Origin of the sequence: Pantoea sp. EKM10T, from assembly GCF_011800685.1 — a bacterium.
GTDB lineage: Bacteria > Pseudomonadota > Gammaproteobacteria > Enterobacterales > Enterobacteriaceae > Pantoea > Pantoea agglomerans.
In genome coordinates this window covers 286976-306736 of record NZ_JAALEU010000004.1, presented here as the reverse complement: position 1 = coordinate 306736, position 19761 = coordinate 286976, and the positions used below count along the sequence as shown (strand labels likewise).

Here is a 19761-nt window from a genome sequence, read left to right as displayed (position 1 = left end):
GCATCAGCCATCCTTTTTTATTGCCTGTCCTGCGGCGCTCTGCCAGAGTAGCGCCCACTCATGCTGCCAGGCAGCACTCTTGCTGGAGGGAATATGGCAATCGGCTCCGCCAGATGGCTCGGATTGGGCTACTTCACTTACTTCTTCTGTTACGGCATCTATCTGCCATTCTGGGGCGTGTGGCTGAAAGGCACCGGTCTTGATGCTGAAAAGATTGGCCTGCTGCTCGGCTGTGGCATGGTGGCACGCTTTGTCGGCAGTCTGCTTATCGCTTCTCAGGTCAAAAATCCTTCACGGTTGATTACGGCGCTGCGTCTGCTGGCGCTGATGACCTGCCTGTTCGCCGCCGGTTTCTGGGTGGGTGAGCAGTGGATGTGGCTGCTGACGGTCATGATCGGCTTTAACCTCTTTTTCTCGCCGCTGGTCCCGCTTAGCGATGCGCTGGCCGCCACCTGGACACAGCAGATAGGACTGGCGTATGGGCCGGTCAGGCTGTGGGGTTCGCTGGCCTTTGTGATCAGCTCGGCATTAACCGGCGTGCTGGTCAGTGCTTACTCTTCAAACGCCATTCTGCTGCTGCTTTCCGTCGGCGTCATCTCTATGCTGGCAGGCATGATGCTGTCACCCGCCACCCAGCCACAGGGTAATGAACGGCAGGGCGCGGCGGGCGGCGGCTGGCAGGTGTGGCGTGAATTGCTGCGTGAGAATGCGGTATGGCGATTTATGCTCTGCGTAACGCTGCTGCAGGGTGCGCACGCCGCCTATTACGGCTTCAGTGCTATCTGGTGGCAGGAGAGTGGCTACTCCGCCTCCACGGTGGGTTATCTCTGGTCGCTGGGCGTGGTGGCCGAAATCGTCGTGTTTGCCCTGAGCAACCGGTTGTTCCGCCGCTGGAGCGCGCGCGATCTGCTGCTGCTTTCGGGCATTTGTGCGTTGATCCGCTGGAGTCTGATGGGCGCCACTACCGCGCTGCCGCTGCTGATTGTGGCGCAAATCCTCCACTGTGGCAGCTTCACCGTCTGTCATCTGGCGGCGATGCGTTTTATTGCGGCGCGTCAGGGAGCGGAAGTGATCCGTCTTCAGTCGCTCTATTCCGCGCTGGCGATGGGGGGTGGCATTGCGATAATGACCATGATCTGCGGCGTGCTGTTCGCTCATCTGCAGGGGCATCTGTTCTGGGTGATGGCACTGGTGGCACTGCCCGCGCTATTTCTGCGTCCCGGCTACGACTCCAGTAAATAACGAATCCGCTGCTGATGGTGTAACGTCAGCGGCAGTTCCGCATGCACCAGCGGCGGAGAGAAGAGTGGCAGCGAGGTGGGGTAGGGCGAAATGATGATGTCCACATCCCGCGGTGCGCCATCCCGCTGAAACTGTTTCACGTCCTGATAGGTAATATTGATCGGCAGCAGCGTGATCTCCCGGATCTGCTGCTCCACATCCTGCTCCAGATCGGTATCGTCACCCGTCAGAATCAGCACCTGCTTCTCCTGCAACGCATTCTCCTGCATCAGCCAGGCACCAAAAATAACGGTAATTAAGCTCACCTCTTCCGGGCTGAACGCAATCCCGTATTGCTGCTCAAACGCCTGCAGCGCCTGCTGAGTGGTACGCAACAGGCGGGGGTAGAGGCGGCTGACATCCAGCGCCACGCTGTTGTCGATGCCGATAGTGAAGTGGGTGCGATCCAGCGCCTGTGCCAGATGAGGATAGAGCTGGTTAAGCAGCTCGTCGCGATCAGCAAAAGTAATGTCGGCACACCGTTCAAAGTCATTAATCAACTGCTGCGTCGCAGCCATTAACTGCTGCTCAGCAGGATGTGCAATCGTATCCACGACAGGCGTATGTATCTGGCTGAACAGCAGTGTCCAGAAGTCGGTTTCACTGACGGGCGGTGCAAGGTGGCAGCGTTTGCGCCAGTGGTGAATCACATCCTCGGCAGCCTGCCGCTCAGCCTTCTGCTGCAGCCAGTGACACTGCGCTTCACTGAACAGCACCGGCTGGCGCTGGCACAATCCATATTTCATGAAAATCTGCAGAAAAAGCCGGTCGCGTTCGCTGAAATCGCGCTTCAGACGCAGGCTACAGTGCTGGATCAGCGCCTGTAAATTGGTCTCATCCCACAGCGCCTTCTCAATCTTCATCACCTTCAGGCGCTGACGCAGGGGAGCTGCAAAATGGTCGCAGACGAAATCCTGCGATAAACGCAAACTGCGTCGCAGGTTGTGCAGCAGACAGAGGCGCCGATCCAACTCTGTGCCATGAAGACGAAAGCTGCCATCCACCATCTGATGCAATTCCAGCTGGTGATATCGCTGTATCTCAAGGCCCACATCCGCGATATCCTGTCGGGCAACAGCAGGATCGACGCCATTCAGCTGGCAGACTTTTTCAAGCGTAAGCACGGGTGTCGGCAGAAACAGCAGCAATAAAAGATGGCACTGACGCTGTGAGCGGGTGAAGAGTGGTGCCAAAGGGGTAGCAGAACTCATCAATCAGGTTTCCAGCAGGCTATTTTGAGCTAAGAATAGTCAACCCCGTCAGCGCCTGCGCGGTTTACGCGGTTTATTTGCCGGAGGTTTAAGGCGGGTCACAAAATTTTGTTACTTATAGATTCTTTTCATCGGGAACGTTACTTTATAACATTATGAAACGCACACTCTTTGCCCTCTTGATGGTATTAAGTCCGGCTGTAATGGCACATCCTCACAGCTTCATCGATATGAAAACCGAACTGGTGGCGCAGGATGACACCTTTACCGGATTAAAGATGACCTGGACCATGGATGAGATTACCTCCGCCGATCTGCTTTACGACGCGGGCGAGGCGAAACCAGGCAGCGTGGTGTGGAAGAAGCTGGCGGCAGGCGTGATGGCGAACGTGCTGGGCCAGCACTACTTTTCTGAAATCTGGCACAACCAACAGCGGGTAAAGTTTTTGAATCTGCCAACCGAATACAACCTGTCACGTAACGGCCATAAAGCGGTGCTGGAATTTATTCTGCCGCTGGCGGAACCCCCGAAGCTGACCGGGCAGCGCTTTGAGATCCTGACTTTTGATCCCACCTATTTCGTCGATATGTTCTATGACAATCCTGGTGCGTTAACGCTGCCGACGGCGCTGCAGGCGCGCTGCAAGTTCGCGCTGAACACGCCAAAGCCCAATGATTCATTGAAGCAGTATGCGCTGTCGCTGGATAAAGCCGACGCGCCTGCAGAGGAGATGGATTTAGGCCGCCAGTTTGCCCAGACGGTGATACTGACATGTCAGTAATCTCCACACCGTTACGGGCTTCCCGCCTCTGGCCGCTGTGGCTGATGGCGGGCGTGCTGCTGAGCAGCGCATTGCTGGTCTGGCTCTACTGGCCGCAGATTCTGATGCAGAGCGTACTGTGGCAAAAAGATCTGCATCGGCAGATGACTCAGCTGCTACAGCAGGTTGCGGAGCAGCCCCACCAGGCAGGCATTTCGCTGGTGATATTCAGCCTGCTATATGGCGTACTGCACGCGCTGGGGCCGGGCCATGGCAAAGTGGTGATCGCGACTTTTCTGGCGACCCATCCCACCAGAGTGAAAACCAGTATCAGGCTGACGCTGCTCGCCTCACTGCTGCAGGGTTCGGTGGCGATTGCCCTGGTGACGGTGATGCTGGTGCTGCTGAAAACGTCATCGCGACAGCTGCATCTCAGCAGTTTCTGGCTGGAGAAGGGCAGTTATCTGTTGGTGATCGGGCTGGGCGTGATGATCGGTTATCGGGCGCTGCGTTCGTTGTGGCGGACATTGCGTCCGCGTCCGGCCCCGGTATTTCGCACCTTCAAACCTCACCATCAGCATGACGATCAGTGCGGATGCGGACACGCACATCTTCCGACACCGCAGCAGATGAGCGGCAATCTCAGTGTGAAAACCCAGCTGCTGGTGGTGGTGTCGATGGGATTACGTCCCTGTTCCGGCGCGATTATGATGCTGCTGTTTGCCAAAGTGATTGGTGTCTATGGCTGGGGGGTTATCTCTGCTGCGGTGATGGCGCTGGGCACGGCACTGACCATTTCGGCGATTGGCCTGCTGGTTCAGCAGGCGCGCACGGTGGCGCAACGGCTGGCTCAATCTGGCGTTGCCGCAGGCATGACGCGACTGCTGATCCCCGCGCTGGCCTTAACCGGCAGCCTGATTTTAATCGTAGCGGGTATCGCGCTATGGCAGTCAGCGCAGATGACGCTGGGTGGCGGAATTCGACCTTTCTGAATAAAAGCGCAGCGGAAATAAAATTGCCGCTGCGCTCTTCTCTTCGTTAATTATCTCTGAATTCATCTCTTTATTTTTTTCTCTGGCTGGTTTAGTGGTGAAATGACTATTCCCTGTCTACGCTGATAATACCAAAACGGCATTCCGCCGTCGGGATGATAAAAGATCAAGACCGCTTTCTGTTTATTGCGAGGAGTATATTTCATGGCTGATACCCGTATTAATAATGGCTACACCGAAACGCTGGCGACCGGGCCTGCTGGATTGCCGTTAAAACGTATTTCCTGGAGCGCCGTGTTTGCCGGTGTCATTTGTGCGTTGATCGTTCACATTATTCTGACGCTGCTGGGAACCGCCATTGGTGCAACAACCATTGATCCGATGAAAGAACAGAATCCACTCGACGGCCTGGGCACAGGCGCGCTGGTCTGGACTGCCATTGAAATGCTGGTCGCGATGGCTGCAGGTAGTTATGTTGCAGGCCGACTGGCTCAGCGCGAAGGCGCACTGCACGGTTTACTGATGTTTGGCCTTAGCACAATTTTCACTATTTACCTGGCTATTGCGCTGGCGACCAGTGTATTAGGCGGCGCGATGAATATTGTGGGCTCAGGCTTCCAGGCGCTGGGGAGTGGTATTTCCGCCGCTGCGCCATCCGTTACCCAAATGGCAAAAGACAAACTGCAGGAGAGTAATATTAATTTAGATAACCTGCAGAACGAACTGGAAACGACTTTACGCCAGACCGGGAAACCCGAATTACAGCCAGAGAACTTAAAGCAGGATGCAAATAAAGAAGCGCAGAATGCTGAAAACCAGGCTAACAACACCGCAAACCATCCACAGACAGCGGATACTGATCTGGCTAACTGGTTAAAAGGGGTGATGGATCGTCATTCCGATACCCTGCAGGCAGCCGATCGTGATGCGCTGAAAAATATTATCAAAGCGCGCACCGGCAAAAGCGATCAGGAAGTGGATCAGATCGTGGCCAAAACTGAACAGAGCTATCAGCAGGCGGTTCAGAAGTATCAGGAACTGAAACAGCAGGCTGAACAGAAAGCGCGTGAAGCTGGTGAAAAAGCCGCTGCCGCGACTGCGAAAGCGAGCTGGTATGCCCTGATTCTGCTGATCATCGAAGCGGTGCTGGCAGGCGTGATGGGTATGGTAGGTCGTCGTACTCAGCCTCGTCAGGTGCTGTCACACGAACGTCGTTAATCATCACTGAGTAACAGGCAATAAAAAAGGCGGCTAAGAAGCCGCCTTTTTCTGTACTGAAACTTAGCGTTTTAACGCTTCGCTCAGCTCATCACGCATGTTCGACAGCATCGATTTCACCACACGTGGGTTACCCGCGACCAGGTTACCTGACAGCAGATAGCCGTGGTTGCCGGTGAAATCAGTCACCAGACCGCCCGCTTCACGGACCAGCAGTTCACCCGCCGCAAAATCCCACGGCTTCAGGCCAATCTCAAAATAGCCATCTACGCGACCGGCAGCCACATAGGCCAGATCCAGCGCAGCAGAACCGGTGCGGCGGAAGTCAGCACACTGGGTAAAGAGTTTGGTCATGATATTCATGTAAGCCGGCGCGTGCTGCTTCATTTTGAACGGGAAGCCGGTCGCCAGAACGGTGCCATCCAGATCGCGGGCCGTGCTGCCACGCAGGCGATAGCCATTCAGCTGAGCGCCCTGACCGCGTGAAGAGGTGAAGAGTTCATTGCGCATTGGATCGTAAACGACGGCGACTTCGGTGCGGCCTTTAATGCGCACAGCGATAGAAACAGCAAAGTGGGGTAAACGTTTGATGAAGTTCGAGGTGCCATCCAGCGGATCGATAACCCATTGAACATCCTGATCTTCGCCCGCCAGTTCACCGCTTTCTTCAGTGATGATGGTATGTTTCGGGTAAGATTTACGAATAATTTCGATAATCAGGCGTTCTGCTTCGCGGTCAACATTCGTTACGAAGTCGTTGCTGCCTTTCTGGCTGGCTTCGACGGCGTCCGGGGTTTCATAATATTTGGCAATTAAATTTCCGGCCTTGCGCGCTGCGCGCACGGCAATGTTGAGCATTGGATGCATCGGTATCTCTCGCTGGATGTTAAAGAACGGGGAAAACGGCGCGGAGTATAGCAGCGTGTTCGGTAAATGTCCTGCTTTATGTTAATATTCTCTCTACTGATTTTACTGACCCGTTTCTGAGTATCCCTAATCATGTTGCAAAATATTCGTATCGTGCTGGTCGAGACTTCTCACACCGGTAACATGGGCTCCGTTGCGCGCGCCATGAAAACCATGGGCTTAACCAACCTCTATCTGGTTAACCCACTGGTCAAGCCTGACTCACAGGCTATCTCACTCGCGGCCGGTGCCAGCGACGTTATCGGCGACGCAAAAATTGTCGACTCGCTGGATGAGGCCATTGCCGGATGCAGTCTGGTGGTCGGCACCAGCGCACGTTCCCGCTCGCTGCCCTGGCCGATGCTGGATGCGCGCGAATGTGGCGTGAAAAGCGTGGAAGAGGGCCAGCAGGCACCGGTTGCGCTGGTATTTGGTCGTGAACGTGTCGGCCTGACCAATGACGAGTTGCAGAAGTGCCACTATCACGTCGCGATTCAGGCAAACCCGGAATACAGCTCGCTGAACCTGGCGATGGCCGTACAGATTATCGCCTATGAAGTGCGCATGGCATGGTTACAGGCGCAGGAGCAGGCCAGCCCGCCGCCGCAGTATGAAGAGTCACCTTATCCACTGGTGGATGACCTGGAGCGTTTCTATCAGCATATGGAACAGATGATGCTGAATAGCGGCTTTATCCGTGAAGCCAATCCTGGCCAGGTGATGAGCAAACTGCGTCGCCTTTACACCCGCGCCCGCCCGGAACGCGATGAACTGAACATCCTGCGCGGCATGCTTTCGTCGTTTGAAAAGCGAAAAAACGATAAAAAAGAAGCAGATAATAGTTGAGTGAATTACCAGGTTAAATACCTGACTAATTTACCAGGTTAAATAGTTGACCAATTTACTCGGGAATGGCAGACTTCAGAGCATCTGTTGCTAATCCTCCGATAACCGGACGCTATTGAGGTCGTACGCTATGAGACTGACATCCAAAGGACGTTATGCCGTTACTGCAATGCTGGACGTTGCCCTTCACTCCCATGAAGGTCCGGTCCCGCTGGCTGATATTTCAGAGCGTCAGGGCATTTCGCTCTCCTATCTGGAGCAGTTATTCTCCCGATTGCGTAAAAATGAGCTGGTGTCCAGCGTACGTGGTCCGGGCGGCGGTTATCTGTTGGGTAAAGCGTCTAATACCATCTCTGTCGGTGAAGTGATCACCGCCGTTGATGAGTCTGTTGATGCCACCAAATGTCAGGGTAAAGAAGGCTGCCAGGGCGGCGAGCGTTGCCTGACTCACGTGCTGTGGCGCGATCTGAGCGTGCGTATCAGTGACTTCCTGAACAATATTACACTGGCTGAGCTGGTGAATAATCAGGAGATCCTGGATGTAGCCGATCGTCAGAATGCGATTGATAATCGTCGCTTCCAGAGCCCGCGCACGCAGGAAATTAACGTCAACCAACGCGCCTCGTAATCCCCGCTGTTGCGGCCCTTACTGCTAACGCGGTCAGGGCCGAATCTGCTATAAAGACGTATGATTTTTTATACGGAGCTGTAGCGCAATGAAATTACCGATTTACCTGGATTACGCCGCCACCACGCCGGCCGATCCGCGTGTGGCCAGCAAAATGATGCAGTTTCTGACGCTGGATGGCACGTTCGGTAATCCGGCCTCGCGATCGCACCGTTTTGGCTGGCAGTCTGAAGAAGCGGTTGATGTTGCGCGTAATCAGATCGCCGAACTGGTCAATGCCGATCCGCGTGAAATCATCTTTACCTCTGGCGCCACCGAATCCGATAACCTCGCGATTAAAGGTGCAGCTCACGCCCATCAGGCGCGCGGCAAACATATCATCACCAGCCAGACAGAACATAAAGCGGTGCTTGATAGCTGCCAGCAGCTTGAGCGTGAAGGCTTTGCTGTCACTTATCTCACCCCGGCGGCTAACGGCATTATCTCGCCTGACCAGCTGCGTGCGGCGCTGCGCGACGACACGATTTTAGTCACTCTGATGCACGTTAATAATGAAACCGGAGTGATTCAGGATATCGCCGCCTTTGGCGAACTCTGCCGCGAACGTGAGATTCTGTTTCATGTGGATGCGACCCAGAGCGTCGGCAAGCAGCCTATCGATCTCAGCCAGTTACCGGTTGATTTGATGTCCTTTTCTGCCCATAAACTCTATGGCCCGAAAGGCATCGGCGCACTCTATGTCCGGCGTAAACCGCGTGTGCAGATTGCTGCGCAGATCCACGGCGGCGGACATGAACGCGGTATGCGATCCGGGACATTGCCGGTGCATCAGATTGTCGGCATGGGCGAGGCGTATCGTATCGCAGCAGAAGAGCGCGAAACCGAGATGGCGCGACTGCAGACTCTGCGCAATCGCCTGTGGCAGGGCATCAGCACACTGCCCGACGTCACCCTCAATGGCGATCTGCAGCAGAGCGCACCGAACATTCTTAACCTCAGTTTTGCTGACGTTGAGGGTGAATCACTGATCATGGCGCTGAAAGATCTGGCGCTCTCTTCCGGATCGGCCTGCACCTCCGCCAGCCTGGAGCCTTCCTATGTATTGCGGGCGCTGGGCCTGAGTGAAGAGCTGGCGCACAGTTCGTTGCGCTTCTCGCTGGGACGCTTCACAACCGAGGAAGAGATCGACTACGCCATTGCCCTGGTGCAGAAATCAGTGACCCGTCTGCGGGCCTTAATGAAATCCTGATATCCGGTCATAGTCCGGAAATTGCGCCTATATTTGCACTTCGCTGGCAACACCTGACGGAATCTGTTATCAGGTCTCTCTGCGAATTATATTTAACATCTTATTAAAGCCGTTATAACAATCAGGCTGGATGAAACAGATAACGATTATGGAGCTTTTCGATGACCACACAACCCATGAATATTACGCTTAGCAGCCAGCCCGCCGATGCGCGCTGGGGCGAAAAAGCGATTCTCAGCAGCAACGACAGCGGCATGACACTGCATCTGACCGGCGCGGATGCGCTGAATATCATTCAGCGTGCGGCTCACAAAATCGACAGCCAGGGGATCCGCCATGTGGCGCTGACCGGCGAAGGCTGGCACCTTGAGCAGTGCTGGGCATTCTGGCAGGGCTTCCGTGGTCCGAAAGGTCAGCGTCAGGTTGAGTGGCCGGCGCTGGGCGAACATGAGCAGGCGGAGTTTGATCGCCGTCTGAAAATTATCGACTGGGTTCGCAACGTTATTAACCTGCCTGCGGAAGATCTTGGGCCAGAACAGCTGGCACACAATGCAGTCGATCTGATCAGTGAAGTGGGCGGCAGTGCCGTCAGCTATCGCATCACCAAAGGCGACGATCTGAGGGTACAGGGGTATATGGGCCTGCACACCGTTGGACGCGGTTCAAATCGTCCGCCGGTATTTCTGGCGCTCGATTACAACCCGACCGGCGACGACGATGCCCCGGTCTACGCCTGTCTGGTCGGTAAAGGCATCACCTTTGATACCGGTGGCTACAGCCTGAAGCAGAGCAGCTTCATGGACTCAATGAAATCTGACATGGGCGGCGCGGCGACCGTCACCGGCGCGCTGGCCATGGCGATTTCGCGCGGTCTTAACAAGCGCGTCAAACTCTACCTCTGCTGTGCCGATAATATGGTCAGCAGCAACGCCTTTAAACTGGGCGACATCATTCGCTATCGCAACGGTAAATCGGTGGAAGTGATGAACACCGATGCGGAAGGGCGTCTGGTCCTGGCCGACGGTTTAATCGACGCCAGCGAGCAGAACCCGACGATGATCATCGATGCTGCGACGCTGACCGGTGCGGCTAAGACGGCGCTGGGCAACGATTACCATGCGCTGTTTACCTTTGATGATGTGATGGCACAGTCGCTGATGGGCAGCGCGGTGAGTGAGAACGAACCTTTCTGGCGTCTGCCGCTGGCCGAATTCCATCGCAGCCATCTGCCGTCTAACTTCGCCGATCTCAATAATATCGCCAGCCCGTCACATGCGGCGGGTGCCAGTAGCGCGGCAGCGTTCCTGTCACACTTCGTCAGTAACTATCAGCAGGGCTGGCTGCACATCGACTGCTCCGCGACCTATCGCAAAGGCGCAGTTGACCAGTGGGCGGCGGGTGCAACAGGTCTTGGCGTGCGTACCCTCGCCAATCTGTTACTGAAATAAGCCGATCTCAGCGGTGGCTGATGCCGCCGCTGTTCAAAGGAAAACTATGAATCGTCTTGAAGAGGTGCTGAAGCTGGCGGCCACTGAGCCTGCCCATCGGCCCGAATTTTTTCAGCTGTTGCTGGAATCTGATGCCTGGGTGCCAGGTGAAAGCACCACGCAACAGCTTGATGCCAGCACGCCCGTTGATCTGCAGCACTGGGAAAAAGAGGATGGCAGCAGCATCATTCCTTTTTTCACGTCAGAAGAGGCGATGAGTGAAGCGGTGAGCGGTGAGCAGTCCTGGCTGCGTCTGCCGGTACGAACGCTGTTTGAGATTACACGTGGCGAGACGCTGTTTCTCAATCCCAAACTGCCTTCCGGTAAAGAGTTTACTGCGGCCGAGATCACCCATCTGCTGGCTGAAGAGGGCAGTGCACTAAGCCAGCAAACCGTGCTGGAAGGCGGACAGTCACTATTGCTGTCTGAGGTGGCTGAACCCCCTGCGCAGATGATCGACTCACTGACTCAGCTCTTCAGCAAGCATAAGCAGGTGCGTCGCGCGTTTATCGCCAGTATCCGTGAGCGGGCTGACGAAGCGCCCAATCTGCTGATTGGCATTGAAGCGGACAGCAATATTGAGACGATCATTCAGGCGGCGGGCAGCGTGGCAACCGATACGCTGCCGGACGATGCGCCGGTTGATATCTGTGAGGTGACGCTAAACGATCGCGGCATCAGCCACTTCTTTACCGCCCACATCACGCCATTCTACGAGCGTCGCTGGGGCAGTTTCCTGCGGGACTTCAAGGGCAGTGAGCGGATTATCTGAGACAACAAAGTAAACAGGCGGCTCATGGGCCGCCTGTTTTTTATTTCGCGATAGGTAAGTCGTCGCGACTGCCCCATTCGCCCCAGGATCCGTCATACAGCGTGACATCCCGTGCGCCCAGCGCCGTCAGCGCCAGAATCACCACCACCGCCGTCACGCCTGAGCCACAGCTGGCGACCACCGGTTGGGTAATATCGACGCCCGCATCGGCAAACAGCGTCTGAAGTTCCGCCTCCGGCTTGAGTTTTCCCTGTTCAACCAGGCTGTTCCACGGCACGTTCAGGCTGTTGGGAATATGGCCACGATGCAATCCGGGACGTGGTTCATCCACTTCGGCGTTAAAGCGATTGGCAGGACGCGCATCAATAATCTGTGCGCCGCCTTCATGGCTGATCAGCAGTACGTCCGTCAGGCGCTTCACCCGGCTTTCATCTGCGTGGGCCTCAAACTCACCTTCCGGCAGATTCACTTCGCCGGTTGCCAGCGCAAAACCGGCTTCTTTCCAGCCCTGCAAGCCCCCGGCCAGAATCGACACCTGAGCCACACCAAAGGTTTTCAGCATCCACCAGGCGCGTGGCGCAGAAAAGAGATTACCCTCGTCATACACCACCAGGTGCTTATCACTGCTGACACCCAGTTCACGCATCGCGACGGCAAAACTTTCGGCGCGGGGCAGCATATGGGGGTAAGGGCTGGTGTGATCGGAAAGCGCTTCAATATCGAAGTAAGGGGCGTCGGGTAAATGACCCGCCAGATTTTCGGCCTGGATATCGCGAACCGCTTCCATACCGGGTGGCAACAACCGTGCATCCAGCACCTGAAGCCGCTCATCGTTGTAGTGCTCTTGTAACCAGTCGGCGGACACAAACAGTGGCGTCGTCATAACAACCTCATCTCAGCAATCTGTCATACCAGTGTCAGGGAATGTGCGCACCATCTCAAGAGAAGCGTTGATTAAATGCGAGCATTGATATGAAATTGCGCTGCGTAATCAAACGACACTCCCTGCGTCCCGGTGAAGGAACTACCATGAAGAAACGCAATACCCGGCTGCTGCTCAGCATGCTGATCGGTGGCTCGCTGCTGTCAGCGACCCTGTTACCTGTTTTGCCTCTCCAGGCGGCAGAAGCACCCGCAACCTCCCAGGTCAGCAAACCGCTGACGATTATCGATCTCTCGGAACTGCAGATCGATAATGCCGCTGCGCTGGTCTTAACCTTCAGTCAGCCGCTTGATGATAAACAGGATATCGCGCAAAAAGTCAGGCTGACCGACGATAAACAGGGCCGGGTGGATGGCGGCTGGGAGCTTTCTGCTAACCGCAAAACGTTGCGCTTCCGCCATCCCGAGCCGTCGCGTCACTTCACCGTCACGGTGGATGCGGGACTGCGCGCGGCCAGCGGAGAGACGCTTGCCGCCGATTACAGTCAGAAAATCGCCACCCGTGATATCCAGCCGATGGTGGGCTTTGCCAGTCGCGGTTCACTGCTGCCGCTGCGTATCACCCAGGGACTGCCGGTGCTGGCGCTGAATGTTGACCAGGTCGATGTCGATTTCTTCCGGATAAAGAATGCCGGCCTGGCGGAATTTCTCTCGCAGTGGAATTACGGCAACAACCTCTCAAGCTGGCAGTCGCAGGAGCTGCTGAAAAGCAGCCAGCTGGTTTATAGCGGACGCTTTGAGCTCAACCCGGCGCGTAACACGCGTGAAAAATTGCAGCTGCCGATGCGTGACATTACCGCACTTCAGCAGCCGGGCGTCTATCTGGCGGTGATGAAGCAGGCCGGTACTTATCGCTACAGCCAGCCCGCCACGCTTTTCACCCTGAGCGATATTGGCCTGTCACTGCATCGCTTCCCGACCCGGTTCGAACTGTTCGCCCAGAGTCTGGCAGACGGTCAGCCGCTTTCCGGGGTCAGCGTCAGGTTACTGGATGAGAAGGGGCAGGTGCTGCAAAGCGGAACCAGTGACAGCACCGGTCATCTGAGCCTCAAGGCGGATGAAAAAGGCAAGCTCCTGCTGGCAATTCAGGGAGAACAGACCTCAATGATCGACCTGGCGCGTCCGGCGCTGGATCTCGCTGAATTCCCGGTCGCGGGGCCGCAGGGCTATGACAAACAGCTGTTTGTTTTTGGTCCGCGCGATATCTATCGTCCTGGCGAAACGGTCATCGTGAATGCGCTGCTTCGCGATGCCGACGGACACCCCTTGCCCGCGCAGCCGATCAAAGCGGAGCTGGTGCAGCCCGATGGCCAGGTGATGCGGACTTTTGTCTGGCAGCCTGAAGCGGGATTCTACCAGCAGCGACTGGCGCTGTCCGCGTCGGCCATGACCGGCGACTGGATGTTGCGACTGAATACCGGCGATAACCTCAAGCGAGAGTGGAAGTTTCACGTCGAAGATTTTCTGCCGGAGCGTATGGCGTTAACCCTGAAAAATGACCCTCAGCCACAGGCCGCTGATGCCAGTGTTGAGTTCGGTATTGAGGGGCGCTATCTCTATGGCGCCCCAGCAGCAGGTAACACGCTACAGGGTCAACTCTATCTGCGACCGGCACGCGAGGCGGTGACTGCACTGCCAGGCTATCAGTTTGGTGACATCACCGAAGAGGGGTTAAAGCGCACGCTGGATGAGGTGGATCTCAAGCTCGACGCCAGCGGTAAAGCACAACTCACGGTAGAAAATCAGTGGGAGCAGCTCCACTCTCCGCTCAATCTCATCCTGCAGGCCAGCCTGCTGGAAACCGGCGGACGTCCGGTCACCCGTCGTGCCACCCAGGCCATCTGGCCCGCTGAAGCGCTGCCGGGTATCCGGCCGCTGTTTGGTAACAAGGCGGTTTATGACTACCGCAGTGACAGCTATCACGATGAGCCGACCGTGCCGGAACAGAGCCTGGCCGAATTCGACATTGTCTATGCCAACAGTCAGGGCAAAAAACTGGCGGCAGAGAAGCTGGATGTTCGCCTGATCCGTGAACGCCATGATTACTACTGGAGCTTCTCTGACAGCGAAGGCTGGCAGTCGCAGTATAGCGACAAGGATCTGCAGGAAGATGAACGCGCCATCTCTGTCCCGGCTGATGGCAGCACCAAAGTCAGCTTCCCGGTCGAGTGGGGCCACTACCGGCTGGAAGTGCAGGCGGGCGAGAAGATCGTCAGCAGCGTCCGGTTCCAGGCGGGTTATGACTGGCAGGATAACACCAACGGCACGGGTGCATTGCGCCCGGATCAGGTCAGACTGAAGCTGGATAAAGCGGCTTACCAGCCGGGCGATACCGTGCATCTGCAGGTTGAGTCACCGGCGGCCGGTAAAGGTTACCTGATGGTGGAGTCGAGCAGCGGCACGCTCTGGTGGCAGCCACTGACCGTACCAAAGGGCGGCACAACGGTGGATGTCCCTGTTGCTGAGAGCTGGCAGCGTCACGATCTCTACTTCAGCGCCATCGTGGTGCGTGACGGCGATAAGGTCAGTGGCGCAACGCCAAAACGCGCGGTGGGGCTGTTGCATCTGCCGATGGCGACGGAGGCGCGCCGCTTAAATCTGACGCTGGATGCGCCCGATAAAATCCGTCCTGAGCAACGCCTGACGGTAAAAGTCCACGCCAGTCGTGATGGCGGCCCGCTGCCTGAAAAAGTGAATGTACTGCTGTCAGCAGTGGACAGCGGCGTTCTGAGCGTCACGGATTATAAAACCCCCGATCCGTGGCAGGCGTTTTTTGGCCGTAAACGCTATAACGTCGATCAGTACGACGTCTTTGGCCAGCTGATCGAAGGCGGTGGTCGGCTCGCGGCACTGCGTTTTGGTGGTGATGGCGAAGATGAATCGATGACGCGCGGCGGCAAAAAGCCGGTGACGCACGTCAATATCGTGGCGCAGCAGTTACAGGCGGTGACGCTGGATAAAGAGGGCAACGGATCGATTACGCTGCCGATCCCGGCCTTTAACGGTGAACTGCGGCTGATGACCCAGGCATGGAGCGACGACAGCTTCGGCGCGGCCGAACGTAAACTGGTGGTTGCGGCACCGCTGATCAGCGAACTGGCCACCCCGCGCTTCCTTGCCAGCGGCGATACAGCCTCACTGGCGCTGGATCTCACTAATCTGACCGATCTGCCGCAAACTCTGAAGGTGGATCTGAGCAGCAGTGGCTTAGTGGATCTGGCCGGGGCTGCCAGCCAGAGTGTGACGCTGGCCAAAGGCGCACGTACCACACTTCAGATTCCGGTCACGGCGAAAGCCGGCTTTGGTGATGGCGAGGTCGCCGTACAGATTTCCGGTCTGAACCTGCCGGGCGAGCAGGTGAAGCCCAGCAAACAGCAGTGGAAAATCGGCGTCAGGCCACCTTATCCGGCCCGGACGCTGAATTTCGATGCCGTCATCAATCCCGATCAGCCCTGGCAGGTCGCGGCAACCGCGTTTACCGGCCTGGATGCTCAGACCCTGAGTGGACAGCTGACGCTGAGCAATCGTCCGCCGCTCAATATCGCCAGTTATATCAGTGCGCTTTACGCCTATCCCTACGGCTGTCTGGAACAGACCACCAGCGGCCTCTGGCCGTCGCTCTACACCAGCCATGCCGAGCTGACCGCGATGGGGATAAAAACCAGCAGTGATGAGGCGCGCCGGGCCGCCGTCGACACCGGCATTGCCCGTCTGGCGGGCATGCAGCGGGCCAACGGTAGCTTCGGGCTGTGGGACAAACAGAGTGAGGAGGAGTTCTGGCTGACGCCTTACGTGACCGATTTCCTGCTTCGCGCCAGCGAGGCGGGCTATGCGCTGCCGGATAACGTAGTTGATCGCGCTAACGCACGGCTGCTGCGCTATCTGCAGGATCCCGCGCAGATCAGCGGCGGCGGCAGTGATAACAACGCCGCGCTGCAGTTCAGCGTGCAGGCTTACGCCGGACTGGTGCTGGCGCGTCAGCAGCGTGCGCCGCTGGGTGCGCTGCGCGCATTGTATGAAAAGCGTGAGAAGGCCCGCTCCGGCCTGGCGCTGATGCAGCTTGGCGTAGCGCTGAAGCTGATGGGTGACGGGCAGCGCGCATCGCTTGCGATCATGCAGGGTGCCAGTCTGACGCGCTCAGATAAAGAGTGGTATGGCGACTATGGCAGCACGGTGCGCGATCAGGGGATGATGATAGCCCTGTTAGCAGAGAATAAGCTGCAGCCTGATTTGCAGAATAGTCTGCTGCTGTCGCTGTCAAAAGAGGTCAACGGCAAGCGCTGGTTTTCGACTCAGGAGAATAACGCGCTCTATTTAGCGGCGCATACGCTGCAGCGTGCGCAGGGCGGAAGCTGGCAGGCGCAACTGTCGGGCAATGCACAGCCTCTGCAGGGCGATGCGCCACTGAATAAAGGGCTGGGGGCTGAACGACTGTTGCAGGGCTTAGCCATCAGTAATCCGGGCAGTGCGCCGCTGTATGGTCGTCTGGATGTCACCGGTTATCCGCTGGCCGCGCCACAGCCGGAGAGCAATGTGCTCGGGATAAAGCGTGAATACTTTACGCTGGATGGCAAAGCCGCCGATCTCAGCAATCTGCGCAGCGGCGAGTTGCTGGTGGTGCGTCTGACCGTTTCGTCGAAGCGCAGCATCACCGATGCGCTGGTGGTGGATCTGCTGCCTGCCGGTCTGGAGCTGGAAAACCAGAACCTGGCAGACAGCAGCGCCAGCCTCGGCGACAGTGCGGATGCGCTGAAGGAGAGCATGGGTGACATGCAGCAGGCTGACATCAGACACATTGAGTTCCGTGACGATCGCTTTGTGGCGGCACTGGCGGTGGATACTTATCGTCCCGCGACGCTGGTCTACCTGGCGCGGGCGGTCACACCGGGTCGCTATCTGATGCCACCACCGCAGGTCGAGTCGATGTATGTGCCGGAGTGGCGCGCCACCGGCAGCACGCCGTCACAGCTGCATATTCAGTAAGTGACGCGACGCGTGGTAAACGTCAGCAGCATCAAAAAGTGGTGGCTCGCGCTGCCGCTTTTTTTTCTGGCGCTGTGGCTGGCGATATGGGGGCTGGATCGGCTTTTCCCGTTGCCGCTTAAACAGGTGCAGCCTGCGCGGGTGGTTGTTGCCAGCGACGGTACACCATTGTGGCGCTTTGCTGACAGCAAGGGGATCTGGCGCTATCCGGTCACGCCAGAGGAGGTGGCTCCGGCCTATCTGCAGGCGCTGCTGACCTATGAAGATCGCTGGTTCTGGTATCATCCCGGCATCAATCCCCTGGCTCTGCTGCGCGCCGCCTGGCAGGATCTGCGCCATCAGAGCGTGATTTCCGGAGGCAGCACGCTGACCATGCAGGTGGCACGCCTTATCGACCCGCAACCCCGAACGCTGCGCGGCAAGCTGATTCAGGCGTGGCGGGCGCTGCAGCTGGAGTGGCATCTTTCCAAACGAGACATCCTGACGCTCTACCTTAACCGTGCGCCCTTTGGCGGCACGCTGGAAGGGGTGGGCGCGGCAAGCTGGAGCTGGCTGGGAAAAGCCCCGTCACAGCTGACGCCGGGCGAGGCGGCGCTGCTGGCCGTTTTGCCGCAGGCACCCAGCCGTCTGCGGCCCGATCGCTGGCCTGAGCGGGCAGAAGCCGCACGCAACAAAGTGCTGGATCGGCTGGCGGAATACCGCATCTGGTCTGCTGAACAGGTGGCGGAAATCCGTCAGGAGCCGGTGTGGCTGCCGCCGCGCCAGATGCCACAGATGGCGCCGCTGCTGGCCCGGCGACTGCTGTCGATCAGCCACAGCGATAAGATTGTCTCTACGCTTGACCCCTCACTGCAGCGCGAACTGGAAAGCCTGGCGCTGAATGTTAAAAATCAGCTTCCTCCACGCACCTCGCTGGCGATGCTGGTGGTGGATCACACCACCATGGCGGTTCGCGGCTACGTCGGCTCGGCTGACTTTACCGATGACAGCCGTTTTGGCCATGTGGATATGATCGCCAGCGTGCGTTCGCCAGGCTCGGTGTTAAAACCCTTTATTTACGGCATGGCGCTGGATGAGGGGCTGATTCATGCCGAATCACTGCTGCAGGATGTGCCGCGTCGCTTTGGTGATTACCGGCCAGGCAACTTCGATACCGGATTTCACGGGCCGGTCAGCGCCAGTGACGCACTGGTGCGGTCGCTGAATCTGCCTGCGGTGCAGCTTCTGGAGGCGCTGGGACCGAAAAACGTTGCAGCGCGCCTGCGCAATGTCGGTCTCAACTTACGTTTTCCCCCCGGCGCTGAACCTAATCTTTCCCTGATTCTCGGCGGCACCGGAGCGCGCATGGATGAGATCGTGGCAGCCTACAGCGCCTTTGCCCGCCACGGCAACGCCGGCCAGCTGCGCTGGATGCCCGATCAACCCTTACAGCAGCGGCCGCTGCTTTCGCCTGAGTCGGCGTGGATCATCCGGCGTATCCTGGCCGGGGAAGCGCAGCCCGCGGGCAATGGCAGCGTACCCGATGTGGTGCCACTGGCCTGGAAAACCGGCACCAGTTATGGCTACCGCGACGCCTGGTCGGTGGGGATCAATCCCCGTTATCTGATTGGCGTCTGGGTCGGAAGACCGGATGCGACGCCGGTTGCCGGGCAGTTTGGTTTTGCCTCTGCCGTGCCCGTCATGAATCAGATCAACAGCCTGCTGATGAGTCGCCTCGGCAGACGTGACGTTCCGGGCGATCCGCGGCCGGCCTCGGTGACGGTGGCGACCATTTGCTGGCCTGGCGGTCAGCCGTTGCCCGCCGGAGACGAAAACTGTCGCCAGCGGCGGCAAAGCTGGGTTGCCGCCGACACGCTGCCGCCTACATTGCTGGCTCCCGGTCAGGAGAGCCTCAGCGGATTACGCCTGGGCTACTGGCAGAATGCGCAGGGACTGCGCGTCGCAGCAGACTGCCCCGACGCCACCCGCCATGAACGGCTGGTCTGGCCGCTGCCGCTGGAGGCCTGGCTGCCGCCTCAGGAGCGGCGGGCGCAACGTCTGCCCCCTGTCGATGCCCGGTGTCCGCCGTTACAGCAGGGCAGCAGCGCACCGCTGATCGTTACCGGCGTGATTGAGGGGCAAATTGTCAGACCGCTGCCGGGCAGGAGCGCGCTGACAATGCCGGTCGCGGTGCAGGGAGGGCAGGGCACACAGCGCTGGTGGTTCCTGAATGGTGAGCCTCTGATGACGCAGAACGCCGCAGACAGCCTGTCGCTGCAGCTCGATCATCCGGGCGAGTATCAGCTGGTGGTGATGGATGAAGAGGGGCAACTTGTCTCGGTCACCTTCAGCCGGGGCTGACGCTTTTTTGCGCTAAATCATAACTATGGCGCGTCTGCTTCGACTCAGATCAAGAATTTTCATCAAATTAGGGATCTCTGATAGGCAATGCCGGACTCAGCCCCTATAATCGGCGCCGTTTCTTAACCGGGGCGGACGCCACCGG

14 protein-coding genes are annotated in these 19761 nt (G+C 57.6%); 11 read left to right on the top strand and 3 right to left on the bottom strand.

Annotated elements, in window-relative coordinates:
* Nucleotides 1–93 precede the first annotated feature (93 nt).
* Nucleotides 94–1242: a 3-phenylpropionate MFS transporter gene (locus HFD95_RS10365; protein WP_033772425.1), complete on the top strand. Its 1149-nt coding sequence runs from the start codon at nt 94–96 to the stop codon at nt 1240–1242.
* On the opposite strand, the gene csiE is transcribed toward HFD95_RS10365, so the two are convergent.
* Nucleotides 1224–2492: a stationary phase inducible protein CsiE gene (csiE, locus tag HFD95_RS10360; RefSeq protein ID WP_010257611.1), complete on the bottom strand. Its 1269-nt coding sequence runs from the start codon at nt 2490–2492 to the stop codon at nt 1224–1226. The genes HFD95_RS10365 and csiE overlap by 19 nt on opposite strands.
* Before the next feature lie 155 nt (nt 2493–2647).
* Here csiE and HFD95_RS10355 point away from each other — a divergent pair, with 155 nt between their 5' ends.
* From HFD95_RS10355 to HFD95_RS10345, 3 genes are all read left to right on the top strand, one after another.
* Entirely contained in the window at nt 2648–3274 is a 627-nt protein-coding gene (locus HFD95_RS10355; RefSeq protein ID WP_010257608.1) for a DUF1007 family protein, read from the top strand.
* Nucleotides 3265–4245, top strand: coding sequence for a nickel/cobalt transporter (locus HFD95_RS10350; protein WP_167430201.1), 981 nt, complete (start codon nt 3265–3267; stop codon nt 4243–4245). The genes HFD95_RS10355 and HFD95_RS10350 overlap by 10 nt, the downstream gene beginning before the upstream one ends.
* 204 nt (nt 4246–4449) lie before the next feature.
* Nucleotides 4450–5463 (top strand): TIGR04086 family membrane protein, encoded by a 1014-nt coding sequence (locus HFD95_RS10345; RefSeq protein ID WP_010257601.1) that lies wholly within the window; start codon nt 4450–4452, stop codon nt 5461–5463.
* A gap of 63 nt (nt 5464–5526) precedes the next feature.
* Here the strand turns inward: HFD95_RS10345 and suhB are convergent, their stop codons facing one another.
* Nucleotides 5527–6330: an inositol-1-monophosphatase gene (gene suhB / locus HFD95_RS10340; RefSeq protein ID WP_008926709.1), complete on the bottom strand. Its 804-nt coding sequence runs from the start codon at nt 6328–6330 to the stop codon at nt 5527–5529.
* Between the two features lie 132 nt (nt 6331–6462).
* On the opposite strand from suhB, the gene trmJ reads away from it, so the two are divergent.
* From trmJ to sseB, 5 genes are all read left to right on the top strand, one after another.
* Nucleotides 6463–7215 carry a tRNA (cytosine(32)/uridine(32)-2'-O)-methyltransferase TrmJ gene (gene trmJ / locus HFD95_RS10335; RefSeq protein ID WP_010257594.1) on the top strand — a complete coding sequence of 251 codons (753 nt, stop codon included), beginning with the start codon at nt 6463–6465 and terminating at the stop codon, nt 7213–7215.
* A gap of 130 nt (nt 7216–7345) precedes the next feature.
* A complete protein-coding gene (gene iscR / locus HFD95_RS10330; protein ID WP_010257591.1) occupies nt 7346–7843 on the top strand; it encodes a Fe-S cluster assembly transcriptional regulator IscR in 498 nt (165 codons plus the stop codon).
* A gap of 88 nt (nt 7844–7931) precedes the next feature.
* Entirely contained in the window at nt 7932–9092 is a 1161-nt protein-coding gene (locus HFD95_RS10325) for an IscS subfamily cysteine desulfurase (protein ID WP_167430200.1), read from the top strand.
* Nucleotides 9093–9253: 161 nt separating this feature from the next.
* Nucleotides 9254–10540, top strand: coding sequence for an aminopeptidase PepB (pepB, locus tag HFD95_RS10320; protein WP_010257585.1), 1287 nt, complete (start codon nt 9254–9256; stop codon nt 10538–10540).
* A 46-nt stretch (nt 10541–10586) separates the two neighbouring features.
* On the top strand, nt 10587–11351 hold the full coding sequence (sseB, locus tag HFD95_RS10315; RefSeq protein WP_010257582.1) for an enhanced serine sensitivity protein SseB: 765 nt from the start codon (nt 10587–10589) through the stop codon (nt 11349–11351).
* Between the two features lie 40 nt (nt 11352–11391).
* Here sseB and sseA read toward each other — a convergent pair whose 3' ends face one another.
* Nucleotides 11392–12234 (bottom strand): 3-mercaptopyruvate sulfurtransferase, encoded by an 843-nt coding sequence (sseA, locus tag HFD95_RS10310; protein ID WP_167430199.1) that lies wholly within the window; start codon nt 12232–12234, stop codon nt 11392–11394.
* Nucleotides 12235–12380: 146 nt separating this feature from the next.
* Between sseA and HFD95_RS10305 the strand changes: the two genes are divergently transcribed.
* Together HFD95_RS10305 and pbpC are read left to right on the top strand one after the other, a co-directional pair.
* Complete coding sequence (locus HFD95_RS10305) at nt 12381–17276, top strand: alpha-2-macroglobulin (RefSeq protein ID WP_167430198.1); 4896 nt, start codon at nt 12381–12383, stop codon at nt 17274–17276.
* Entirely contained in the window at nt 17277–19616 is a 2340-nt protein-coding gene (gene pbpC / locus HFD95_RS10300) for a peptidoglycan glycosyltransferase PbpC (protein WP_010671318.1), read from the top strand.
* Nucleotides 19617–19761 lie beyond the last annotated feature (145 nt).